Below are 9,988 nucleotides of genomic sequence, written 5' to 3'. Positions count from 1 at the left end.
GCGCTTCTTGCGAATACGTGAGTATTCGCGGCGTCGCGCGCAACGCGGCGAGCGGCCGTTCTCGTGGCAACGCATGAGCGTTCCATATGTAAACAGACCCTAGTCTCAGACCCGCAAAACATGCCAGAGTTGCCAGAAGTCGAAGTCACGCGCCGGGGCATCGAGCCCTTTGTCGCGGGCCGCCGCGTCGAGCGTGTCGACGTCCGTACCGAGATGCTGCGCTGGCCCGTGCCGGCCGGGCTCGCCGAGCAGTTGCGCGCGCGCGAGGTGCTCGCCGTCGAGCGTCGCGGCAAGTACCTGCTGTTCGAGGTCGACGCGGGCTGGTTCATCGTCCATCTCGGCATGACGGGCACGCTGCGCGTGCTGCCCGCGGCGGGCGTGCCGGTCGCCGCGAAGCATGACCACATCGACTGGATCTTCGACGAATTCGTGCTGCGGTTCCGTGATCCGCGCCGCTTCGGTGCGGTACTGTGGCACCCGCGCGAAGCAGGTGACGTCCATGCGCATCCGCTCCTCGCGAGCCTCGGCGTCGAGCCGTTCTCGCCGGCGTTTACCGGCGCGCTCCTGCACGCGCGCACGCGCGGCCGTACCGTGTCGGTCAAGCAGGCGCTGCTCGCGGGCGACATGGTCGTCGGCGTCGGCAACATCTATGCGTCGGAGAGCCTGTTTCGCGCCGGCATCCGGCCGACGACGGCCGCCGGCAAGGTGTCGCTGCCGCGCTACGAGCGGCTGGCCGACGCAGTGCGCGCGACGCTTGCCGATGCGATCGAGCGCGGCGGCAGCACATTGCGCGATTTTGTCGGCAGCAACGGCGAAAGCGGCTATTTCCAGCTCGACTGCTTCGTCTACGACCGTGCGGGCCAGCCATGCCGCGTATGCGGCACGCCGATCCGCCAGATCGTGCAAGGTCAGCGGTCGACCTATTTCTGCCCGACCTGCCAGCGTTGAAACCTTTTTCCACGATCAGATAACTTGAAGCCGCCCCGCATCGCCCCCGCTCCGTTCCCCGTCACGCCGCTGCATCGCACGTTCGCCACGCGCCTGGTCGCGTGGCAGCGCGAGCATGGCCGCCACGACCTGCCGTGGCAGAACACCCGTGATCCGTACCGGATCTGGCTGTCGGAAATCATGCTGCAGCAGACGCAGGTATCGACCGTCATCCCGTATTACACGCGCTTTCTGGAACGTTACCCTGACGTCGCCGCGCTCGCGGCCGCGCCGACCGACGACGTGATGGCGCTCTGGGCGGGGCTCGGCTACTACTCGCGCGCGCGCAACCTGCACCGCTGCGCGCAGGTCGTCGTCGCCGAGCACGGCGGTGCGTTTCCGGCGACGCCCGACGCGCTGGCCGAACTGCCGGGCATCGGCCGTTCGACGGCCGCGGCGATCGCGTCGTTTGCGTACGGCGCGCGCGCAACGATCCTCGACGGCAACGTGAAGCGCGTGCTTGCGCGGGTGTTCGGCGTCGAGGGCTTCCCGGGCGAGAAGCGCGTCGAGAACGACATGTGGGCGCTCGCCGAATCGCTGTTGCCGGACGCCGCGAACGCGGCCGACGTGAGCGCGTATACGCAGGGGCTGATGGATCTCGGCGCGACGCTGTGCATGCGTGGCAAGCCCGATTGCACGCGCTGCCCGTTCGCGGGCGACTGCGTCGCGCAATCGACCGGCCGCCAGCGCGAACTGCCGGCCGCGCGGCCGAAGAAGGCCGTGCCGACGCGCAAGACCTGGATGCTCGTGCTGCGCGACGGCGACGCCGTGCTGCTCGAGCGGCGGCCGCCGACCGGCATCTGGGGCGGGCTATGGAGCCTGCCGCAAGCGGACGGCGACGCCGCGCTCGCGGCACTCGCACGCGGCTTCGGCGGCGGCGGCACGGTACCGCTCGCGCCGCTTACGCATACGTTCACGCATTTCCGGCTCGAGATCGAGCCGCGGTTGAGCGACATGGCCGACGGTGGAGGCCTGCCTGCGGGCGCGCGGGATGCGGACACCGCCTGGGTGCCGCTCAGCCGGCTCGATGCGTACGGGGTGCCGGCGCCGGTGCGCAAGCTGCTCGATGCACTGAGCGGGCCGCTACTTTAACGAGACGAGAGCGGCGGTTCGCGCTATCACGAAAATGCCGGGTCGCCCCGGGTTTTCCGCTGCGAAGGGCGTTCCCACGGGGAATGATTTCGTCGGCGCAGGGGCTCGCACGAAGCGGCAGGTTCGGGGGGCGCTCGAGTGAGCGCCGGGCCGCGTCTCTCGGGACGCGTGGCGCGAAGCGACCGGTCCGGAGGCGCTTACAGCCAGCCGTGCCGGTCGAGCACGTGGTGCACGGCGTCGATGCGCGCGCCGACGTCCGGAAACTCCATCAGCTTCTGCCGCGCGCGCAGGTCGAGCGGCAGCAGTTCCGCGAGACGGTTCGATACCCAGGTCGGATCGTCGAGGCGGAACGGTTCGCCGAACGGCATTTTCTCCGGATCGGACTTCTTCAGTGCGTCGATGATGCGCTCGAGCACCTCGGCGCACGAGCCGAACTGCGCGAGCGCCTGCTCGCCTTCGAGCGGGATGTCGTCGGGTAGCGGCTCCGCGATGCCGACCAGCAGCCCGTTGCTTTCGACGCGATACGACAGCAGCTCGAAACGCTGCGTGCCGACCGCCTGCAGGTACAGCATGCCGAATTCACCGGTATCGCACTCGGTGATGCGCGCCATGCAGCCGATGGTCTCGGGCACCGACACCGCGCCGTCCTGCGCGACTTCCGGCCCGCTCTTCAGCAGGCACACGCCGAACGGTGCGTTGTCGCGCAGGCACGCGCGGGACATGTCGAGATAGCGTGCCTCGAACACCTTGAGCGGGAGCAGCCCCCCCGGAAACAGCACTGTGTGCAGCGGAAACAGCGGCAGGTCGATCAGGGTGGTCGATAGGGAGGACATGGCGCGCGGGTGAAGGGACGGGCGTCGCTAGGGTCGGTCGACCTCGGAGACGAGCCGCGACGATGCGTCGACATCCACTGGCGCATCACGATGCCGCACGATCACGTTCGCCTCGTGCGCAAGGCGCGCGGCGAGCGTTTCCGCGATGAACACCGACCGATGCTGCCCGCCCGTGCAGCCGATGGCGACGGTCAGGTAGCTGCGGTTGTCATCGCGGAAGTGCGGCAGCCATTTCATCAGGAACGCATGGATGTCGTCGATCATCTGGTGGACGATCGGCAGTGCGTCGAGAAAGGCGATGACCGGCTGGTCGAGCCCGGTGAGCGGGCGCAACTCGTGGTCGTAGTACGGATTCGGCAGCGCGCGCACGTCGAACATCAGGTCGGCGTCGAGCGGCACGCCGCGCTTGAAGCCGAACGACTCGAACATCACCATCAGGTCGTTGTTCTTCTGCTCGATGAAGCGCTTGACCCACGTGCGCAGCACGTTCGCGCGCAGCGTGCTCGTGTCGATCTGGTGGCCGAACTCGGCGAGCGGCGCGACGAGGTGGCGCTCGCGCTCGATCGCTTCCTCGAGCGACGACAGCAGGCCGACGTCCGCATCGTGCGACAGCGAGCCGGACAGCGGGTGGCGGCGGCGCGTCTCGGAGAAGCGCTGGATCAGCGCCTGGGTGCTCGCGTTGAGGAACAGCACGCGCACGTCGTGCTCGCGCGACAGATCGCGGATCAGGCCGGGCATTTCGTCGAGCGACGCGCTCGAGCGCGCGTCGATCGCGACCGCGAGCCGGTGCTGCCCTTCCTCGGCGAGGTAGCGGGCGAGTTCGGGGAGCACGTGCGGCGGCAGGTTGTCGACGCAGTAATAGCCTGCGTCTTCGAGCGCGTTCAGCGCGACGGACTTGCCTGAGCCGGAGATGCCGGTGATGAGGACGATGCGCATGGGAAGCAGAGAATCCTGACGTTTCATCATAGCACCGGCTCGACGCGTCGGCGTTGCGTGGCCGGCGCGTGCGGGTTACACCAGTTTGCCGGGGAACTGACTGTCGGGATCTTGCATCGCGAGTCGTTGCCGATCCATGAAATCGCGCAGTGTGTCGATTCCGCGCAACTGCAGGATCGTGTTCCGGACGGCCGCCTCGACGAGCACCGCGAGGTTGCGGCCGGCCGCGACCTGGATCGTGACCTTGCTGATCGGCAAGCCGAGCACGTCGACGGTCTGGCTTTCGAGCGGCAGGCGCTGGAATTCGCCGTCGGGGCGCCGCACGAGCTGGACGATCAGCTTCAGCTTCATTTTCCGCCGCACGGCGGTTTCGCCGAAGATCGTCTTGATGTCGAGCAGGCCGAGGCCGCGCACTTCGAGCAGGTTCTGCAGCAGCGGCGGGCAGCGCCCTTCGACGAAATCGGGGCCAAGTCTGACGAAATCGACCGCGTCGTCGGCCACGAGGCCGTGGCCGCGGCTGATCAGCTCGAGGCCGAGCTCGCTCTTGCCGAGACCCGAATCGCCGGTCAGCAGCACGCCCATCCCGAGGATGTCGATGAACACCCCGTGCAGCGTCGCGCGCGGCGCGAGGATGCGCGACATGTAGAGCCGCAGGCTGTCGATCACCGCGGCGGCCGACATCGGTGTCGTGAACAGCGGAGTCGACGATCGCGTGCAGCGCAGCACGAGTTCGGGGGGCGCCGCGGCGCCGCCGGCGACAACGAGGAACGGCGGTTCGAGTGCGATCAGCTCGGCCATGTGGCGCGAGCGGTCTTCGTCGGTCTGCCGCTGGTAGTAGTCGATTTCGGCTTCGCCGAGCACCTGGATCCGGTTCGGGTGGATCAGGTTCAGGTGACCGACGAGGTCGGCGCTCGAGGTTGCATTGCCGACGGTGTCGGCTGAAAAGCCGCGCTCCCAGCCTTCATGCCCCGTCAGCCAGCTCAGTTTCAGCGTGGCCGCGTTGTCGTCGAAGATGCTCTGGGCGTTGATGCTGGACGTATCCATGACTCTCGTCACTCCAATGGGCCGGTGCGTGCGCGTGGCGACGGACGTCGCCATGCCGGGCCGGCGCCGGGCGGTCCTGAACGGCGGCGTGTGCCGCCGCGTACGGGAAAATATTCCACCCGGATCAACTCAAGGTTGCCACTGAGTGAGCAGGCGATGCAACTCGGCGATATCCGTTTCGTTGTGCAGACGCTCGCGCGCGTCGCGATCGGACAGCAGTTGCGCGATTTCCGACAGGATCTCGAGGTGCTGCTGGGTGGCTTGCTCGGGCACGAGCAGGAAAATCAGGAGGCCGACCGGCTGGCCGTCGGGGGCTTCGAACGGAATCGCATCGGCGAGCCGGACGAACGCGGCGAGCGGGTGCTTGAGGCCCTTGATGCGCCCGTGCGGAATCGCGACGCCTTCGCCGAGCCCGGTCGAGCCGAGGCGCTCGCGCGCGAACAGGTTATCGGTGACGGTGCTGCGGGCGATGCCGTTCTGATTCTCGAACATCAGCCCTGCTTGTTCGAACACGCGTTTCTTGCTGGTGACTGAGAGGTCGATGACGACGTTCTCTATGGGCAGGATTTTGGCTAGGCGATTCATGTTGGCAGGCGATTGGGCGGCCTGGGGTCTCCTTGCGGCGGCAGACTGATTATCCATGTTCGGCGATATCAAGGCGTTCGGCATCGGCGACCTGCAAGGCAGCTACCGCATCCAGCGCCCCCCGGCGATAACCGGAACATTATAGAGCACAGCCGCGTGCGTGGCGCAGCGCGGGCGGACCGGTTGCACCACGGGCGCGGAGTCGCAAAAAAAACGCCCGGCGAACCGGGCGACGTGTGTGTTGCGGTGCAGGTTACTGCGGCGGCAGTTCGATCTGGTCGATCGACGGTTGAAGCTTGATCGGGTCGTGCGCGTGCGTTTGCAGACGCTCCATGTGCTTGACGACCTGGCGGTCCAGCTTGTCGATCAGCAGGTCGATCGCTGCGTACAGGTTGCCGTTCGCGCTTTCGACGAAGATGTCCTTGCCCTTCAGGTGCAGGTTGATTTCCGCGCGCTGCTGCTTGTCCTTTTCCTTGTGGTTGTCGACCGAGAGGATCACAGTGCCATCGATCACCTGATCGCTATGCCGTAGCACCCGGTCCAGCTTGGTGATCACGTATTCGCGAATTGCAGGCGTGACTTCGAGATGATGTCCACTGATCTTCAGGTTCATAGTGCTTCTCCAAGCGAGTGACCACCCGGCCGCATCGAGGCGGCGCTCCGGTCGACTTGCCCGTGCCGCGCGAGGCGGCGTATCGTGGACAGGTCGCCCGGCCTGTTCCCCGTGTGCGCGGTGGCCGGAACACGCCTGCCGCCGGGCAGGCAGCAGGCTAAAGAGACTTGCGCAGATTCACTGCCGGGATCTTGAGGGCTTCGCGATACTTCGCAACCGTGCGGCGCGCGACCACGAATCCTTGTTCTGCCAGCAGCTCGGCAATGCGGCTGTCCGAAAGTGGCGATTTAGGGTCTTCAGCTCCTATCAGTTGCTTGATGAGGGCTCGGATGGCAGTCGACGAAGCGGCGCCACCGGTGTCGGTCGAAACGTGAGATCCGAAGAAGTACTTAAATTCAAGCGTCCCGAACGGGGTCAGCATGTACTTCCCGGTTGTCACACGGCTGACAGTCGACTCGTGTAGGCCCAGCGTATCAGCAATTTCCCGCAAAACCAAGGGGCGCATGGCAATTTCACCGTGCGCAAAGAAGTTCTTTTGACGCTCGACAATCGCCTGCGCGACACGCAGGATCGTGTCGAATCGCTGCTGGATGTTCTTGATCAGCCAGCGCGCTTCCTGGAGCTGCTGCTTGAGCGAACCGGCCGACGGATCGCCGCGGCTGTTGCGCAGGATGTTCGCGTAGAGGTTGTTGATCCGCAGGCGCGGCACGACTTCCGGATTGAGCTCCGCGAGCCATCCCTGGCCGGCCTTCTTCACGATGATGTCGGGCACGACGTAGTCGGCCTCGGCCTTGCCGTACGCGGCGCCGGGGAACGGCTCCAGCGAGCGGATCAGCGTGTGCGCGTCGCGCAGCGCGTCGTCGCTCGCCTTCAGGTGCTTGCGCAGCCGCGTGAAGTCGCGGGCGGCGAGCAGTTCGAGATGCTGCGACACGATCTCGAGCGCGAGCGTACGTGTCGGGGACGGATCGAGGCGCAGCAACTGCAGCTTCAGGCACTCGGATGCCGAGCGGGCACCGACCCCGGCCGGATCGAAGCTGTGCAGCAGCGCGAGCGCCGCGTTCAGTTCGTCGCAGTCGATCTCCAGCTCGGGCGGCAGGTCGGCGAGCACTTCGTCGAGCGTGGCGGTCAGGTAGCCGTCGTCGTCGAGCGACTCGATCAGGAACATCACGAGCGCGCGATCGCGCGGGCTGGCCTGCGTGACGCGCAACTGCGCCGACAGGTGGTCGCGCAGCGACGTCGCCGCTTCCTGCACCTGCAGCGGCGGGAGGTCGTCGTCGTCGGACGCGCCGCTCGAGCGGCCGAATTCGTCGAGGTTCCACTGCGGGCCGTCGTTGCCGTCGCCGGACGCGTAACCGTCGTATTCGTCCGCGCCGGCCGGCTCGTCGCGCTCGGCGCGCTCGCTCGACGAACTGCTGCTGTTTGTCGCAGCGGGCTCGGTGTTCTGTGCGGGAGGCGTCTGCGCGATCAGCGATCCGTCCGCTGCGACACGCAGCGGGCTCGCGATCCATTCATCGTCGTTCTCGAGCAGCGGGTTCTGCGCGACGGCCATCGCGACTTCCTGCTGCAGTTCGAGCGTCGACAACTGCAGGAGCCGGATCGACTGCTGTAGCTGGGGCGTCAGCGCCAGATGTTGCGACAGGCGGAGTTGAAGGCTGGCTTTCATGGCGAGGAGGGAGTCATACCGGCAGTTTGCCACGACCCAGGCGCGTTGAGTCATCCGCGATTACGCGCGGCGCGCCGCCCGGCCGCGGGCATGCCCGCGGCCGGGGCACGGCCCCGCGCGGCAGCGCCGGGCGGGGTGCAGCCAGCCACGAGGAGGAGTTACATCCGGAAGTGTTCGCCGAGGTATACGCGGCGCACGCTTTCGTTTTCGATGATGTCGCTTGGTGCACCGGCGGCGAGCACCGAGCCGTCGCTGATGATGTAGGCGTGGTCGCAGATGCCGAGCGTTTCGCGGACGTTGTGATCGGTAATCAGCACGCCGATGTTGCGCTGCTTCAGGAACTTGACGATCTTCTGGATCTCGAGCACCGCGATCGGGTCGACGCCGGCGAACGGTTCGTCGAGCAGGATGAAGTTCGGGTTGGTTGCCAGCGCGCGCGCGATTTCGACCCGGCGCCGCTCACCGCCCGACAGCGACAGCGCGGGGTTTTCGCGCAGGTGGCCGATCTGCAGCTCGTCGAGCAGCGCTTCGGCGCGCGACGAGATCGCGTCCTTCGACAGCCGCTTGCCGTTTTCGTCGTGCTGCAGCTCGAGCACCGCGCGGATGTTCTCCTCGACGGTCAGCTTGCGGAACACGGACGCTTCCTGCGGCAGGTACGACAGGCCGAGCGACGCGCGCTTGTGGATCGGCAGCAGGCTGATCGAGCTGCCGTTCAGCGAGATCTCGCCCGCGTCGAGCGGCACGAGGCCGACGATCATGTAGAACGACGTGGTCTTGCCGGCGCCGTTCGGGCCGAGCAGGCCGACGACTTCGCCGCTCTTCACGTCGAGCGACACGTCCTTGACGACCGTGCGCGAGCCGTAGCGCTTCTTCAGGTTGCGGACGACGAGCGAGCTCGTGGTGCCGGCCGGCTGGCGGTTCGGTAACGCGTTCATTGGCCCGGCGCCCCCTGGATCGTGGTCGACGGCGACAGCTTCGCAGGCGCGCCGTTCAGCGGCGCGGGGCCGCCGTTCTTCGGCGACAGCATCGCGCGCACGCGGCCGTTCGGGTTGCCCGGCGCGGCGACGTCCTTGCCGCCCTTCGCGGTGTAGAAGTCGCGCTGGCCGTCGTACGTGATCACGCTGCCGTGCACGGTATCGGCGATCGTCGACGTGCCCTGCAGGCGGCGCACGGTCGCGGCGGTGGTCAGCGTGGTCAGGTCCTGCTTGCCGTCGTAGTCGATGCGCTCGGCGTCGCCGTCGATGTACTCGTCGAGGCCTTCGCGCTTCTGGCGGAACGTCGCGTGCTTCTTGCCGCTGCCGAACGACGTTGCGTACTGATAGCCTTCCGGGTCCTGGCGTACTTCGACGCGATCGCCCTTGATGATGATCGTGCCCTTCGTGATCACGACGTTGCCGGTCGCGACCGTGACCTGCTTCAGGTCGTCATAGGTCAGGTTGTCGGCCTCGACGTTGATCGGCTTGTTCTGGTCGGCCTTCTCGGCATGGGCGAGCGGCGCCAGCCCGACCAGCGGGAGCGCCACGAGCGTCGCGGCAAGCGCGGCGCGGACGGCGCGCGCAGCGCCGCCGGAAATATGTCGAGGGAACGGTTCGTTCATGCAGTCACGTGAGGGAGTCGTCACTTGGGTTGACCTTTCGAGCCGCCGGACGTGTCCGCCGCGGCGATCGTGCCGCGCACGTTGCCGTAAAGCTCGATGACCCGGGTGACGTTGTTGTACTTCATGCCGTCGGTCGCATTGACGAGCGACAGGCCGCGCTGAAGTTTAACCGGCTTTTCGGTCTGGATCACATCGTCATTGACGAAGATCCGGAAATGCTGGGAATCGGCCTGCATCTGCGGATCGCCGCCGCCGGCCGCGCGCAGGATGCGTGCGTCGTCGTACAAGTCGACGATCGACACGTCGCCGTTGACGGTGCCGCGCTTCGCGGTGGTCGTCACGACCGGCTTGCCGGGCTGGAATGCGCGCATGGCCGGATCGGCCAGGTCGCTGTTTTCGGTGTCTTCGTAATGGATCAGCTTCGCGGCCGTCAGCCGGTACTGGGTCGTGCCGGACTGGTCGAGCTCGGTGACCGAGAAGTTGTCCGCGAAATAGTCGGGCGTATGGCGCTTCGGCTGCGCGACGCCTTCGCCCGGCGGCGGGAGAGTCGCCTGCAGCAGCCACCACGTGATGCCCGCGAGCGCGGCGACCGCGGCGAGCGGCAGCAACTGGGTCCAGCGGAAATGCTTGTTCATCCG

Annotated in this window: 11 protein-coding genes; 2 read left to right on the top strand and 9 right to left on the bottom strand. The window is 66.9% G+C overall.

The window, feature by feature from the left end:
* Positions 1–120: 120 nt before the first annotated feature.
* Positions 121–948 carry a bifunctional DNA-formamidopyrimidine glycosylase/DNA-(apurinic or apyrimidinic site) lyase gene (mutM, locus tag HWX36_RS35610; protein WP_034189270.1) on the top strand — a complete coding sequence of 276 codons (828 nt, stop codon included), beginning with the start codon at positions 121–123 and terminating at the stop codon, positions 946–948.
* Between the two features lie 24 nt (positions 949–972).
* Positions 973–2,079: an A/G-specific adenine glycosylase gene (gene mutY / locus HWX36_RS35605; protein ID WP_175958414.1), complete on the top strand. Its 1,107-nt coding sequence runs from the start codon at positions 973–975 to the stop codon at positions 2,077–2,079.
* A gap of 197 nt (positions 2,080–2,276) precedes the next feature.
* On the opposite strand, the gene HWX36_RS35600 is transcribed toward mutY, so the two are convergent.
* From HWX36_RS35600 to lptC, 9 genes are all read right to left on the bottom strand, one after another.
* Positions 2,277–2,912 carry an LON peptidase substrate-binding domain-containing protein gene (locus tag HWX36_RS35600; protein ID WP_175958413.1) on the bottom strand — a complete coding sequence of 212 codons (636 nt, stop codon included), beginning with the start codon at positions 2,910–2,912 and terminating at the stop codon, positions 2,277–2,279.
* Between the two features lie 27 nt (positions 2,913–2,939).
* Positions 2,940–3,848, bottom strand: a complete 909-nt coding sequence (gene rapZ / locus HWX36_RS35595; RefSeq protein ID WP_175958412.1) for an RNase adapter RapZ — start codon at positions 3,846–3,848, stop codon at positions 2,940–2,942.
* A 75-nt stretch (positions 3,849–3,923) separates the two neighbouring features.
* Positions 3,924–4,892, bottom strand: coding sequence for an HPr(Ser) kinase/phosphatase (hprK, locus tag HWX36_RS35590; RefSeq protein WP_011353227.1), 969 nt, complete (start codon positions 4,890–4,892; stop codon positions 3,924–3,926).
* 129 nt (positions 4,893–5,021) lie between these two features.
* Positions 5,022–5,561: a PTS sugar transporter subunit IIA gene (locus tag HWX36_RS35585; protein ID WP_011353226.1), complete on the bottom strand. Its 540-nt coding sequence runs from the start codon at positions 5,559–5,561 to the stop codon at positions 5,022–5,024.
* A gap of 169 nt (positions 5,562–5,730) precedes the next feature.
* Positions 5,731–6,090 carry a ribosome-associated translation inhibitor RaiA gene (gene raiA, locus HWX36_RS35580; protein ID WP_006477786.1) on the bottom strand — a complete coding sequence of 120 codons (360 nt, stop codon included), beginning with the start codon at positions 6,088–6,090 and terminating at the stop codon, positions 5,731–5,733.
* A gap of 157 nt (positions 6,091–6,247) precedes the next feature.
* Positions 6,248–7,753 carry an RNA polymerase factor sigma-54 gene (locus HWX36_RS35575; protein WP_175958411.1) on the bottom strand — a complete coding sequence of 502 codons (1,506 nt, stop codon included), beginning with the start codon at positions 7,751–7,753 and terminating at the stop codon, positions 6,248–6,250.
* 158 nt (positions 7,754–7,911) lie between these two features.
* Entirely contained in the window at positions 7,912–8,688 is a 777-nt protein-coding gene (lptB, locus tag HWX36_RS35570) for an LPS export ABC transporter ATP-binding protein (protein WP_175958410.1), read from the bottom strand.
* Positions 8,685–9,350 (bottom strand): lipopolysaccharide transport periplasmic protein LptA, encoded by a 666-nt coding sequence (gene lptA / locus HWX36_RS35565; protein ID WP_175958409.1) that lies wholly within the window; start codon positions 9,348–9,350, stop codon positions 8,685–8,687. Before lptA ends, lptB begins: the two co-directional genes overlap by 4 nt.
* Before the next feature lie 20 nt (positions 9,351–9,370).
* Positions 9,371–9,985, bottom strand: a complete 615-nt coding sequence (gene lptC / locus HWX36_RS35560; protein WP_175958408.1) for an LPS export ABC transporter periplasmic protein LptC — start codon at positions 9,983–9,985, stop codon at positions 9,371–9,373.
* Between the last annotated feature and the right edge of the window lie 3 nt (positions 9,986–9,988).

The organism is Burkholderia sp. BCC0405 (assembly GCF_902833075.1).
GTDB lineage: Bacteria > Pseudomonadota > Gammaproteobacteria > Burkholderiales > Burkholderiaceae > Burkholderia.
Note: the sequence above shows the minus strand (reverse complement) of the source record. Positions and strands in the feature narration are given on the sequence as shown.

Excerpts from the sequence above, each read along its gene's own strand:
- lptA (WP_175958409.1), bottom strand. The coding sequence starts at position 9,350 with ATGAACGAACCGTTCCCTCGACATATTTCCGGCGGCGCTGCGCGCGCC.
- HWX36_RS35600 (WP_175958413.1), bottom strand. The coding sequence starts at position 2,912 with ATGTCCTCCCTATCGACCACCCTGATCGACCTGCCGCTGTTTCCGCTG.
- HWX36_RS35575 (WP_175958411.1), bottom strand. The coding sequence starts at position 7,753 with ATGAAAGCCAGCCTTCAACTCCGCCTGTCGCAACATCTGGCGCTGACG.
- HWX36_RS35585 (WP_011353226.1), bottom strand. The coding sequence starts at position 5,561 with ATGCCGAACGCCTTGATATCGCCGAACATGGATAATCAGTCTGCCGCC.
- rapZ (WP_175958412.1), bottom strand. The coding sequence starts at position 3,848 with ATGCGCATCGTCCTCATCACCGGCATCTCCGGCTCAGGCAAGTCCGTC.
- hprK (WP_011353227.1), bottom strand. The coding sequence starts at position 4,892 with ATGGATACGTCCAGCATCAACGCCCAGAGCATCTTCGACGACAACGCG.
- lptB (WP_175958410.1), bottom strand. The coding sequence starts at position 8,688 with ATGAACGCGTTACCGAACCGCCAGCCGGCCGGCACCACGAGCTCGCTC.
- lptC (WP_175958408.1), bottom strand. The coding sequence starts at position 9,985 with ATGAACAAGCATTTCCGCTGGACCCAGTTGCTGCCGCTCGCCGCGGTC.
- raiA (WP_006477786.1), bottom strand. The coding sequence starts at position 6,090 with ATGAACCTGAAGATCAGTGGACATCATCTCGAAGTCACGCCTGCAATT.
- mutM (WP_034189270.1), top strand. The coding sequence starts at position 121 with ATGCCAGAGTTGCCAGAAGTCGAAGTCACGCGCCGGGGCATCGAGCCC.